Here is a 336-nt window from a genome sequence, read left to right as displayed (position 1 = left end):
CCCAGAACCCTGCGGTTCAAGTACCATCGACGCTGGAAGGCTTAACGGTCGTGTTCGAGATGGGAACGCGTGGATCCCTTCCGCCATCATCACCAAACGTTGATGCTTCTGCCAGGAAACATCGAAAAACACATTCAGGCTGTCTTGCACCCTGAAAACTAGATACGAAACTTTAACGTAAAGTACTATTAGGTTTTCTAGCAGAGAGACTTTAATCTTCGATTAAAGAACCCTATATTTGGTTAAGCCCTCGACCGATTAGTATTCGTCAGCTGCATACGTTGCCGCACTTCCACCTCGAACCTATCAACCTCGTCGTCTACAAGGGGTCTTACA

At 47.0% G+C, this 336-nt stretch carries 2 rRNA genes; both read right to left on the bottom strand.

The features are described from left to right. A 5S ribosomal RNA gene (rrf, locus tag L6I86_RS35575) occupies positions 1 to 97 on the bottom strand; the annotation flags it as partial. 141 nt (positions 98 to 238) lie between these two features. Beyond that, positions 239 to 336: ribosomal RNA gene (locus L6I86_RS35570) — 23S ribosomal RNA — on the bottom strand; the annotation flags it as partial.

It is taken from the genome of Paenibacillus allorhizoplanae, assembly GCF_927798215.1.
Lineage (GTDB): Bacteria > Bacillota > Bacilli > Paenibacillales > NBRC-103111 > Paenibacillus_E > Paenibacillus_E allorhizoplanae.
Note: the sequence above shows the minus strand (reverse complement) of the source record. Positions and strands in the feature narration are given on the sequence as shown.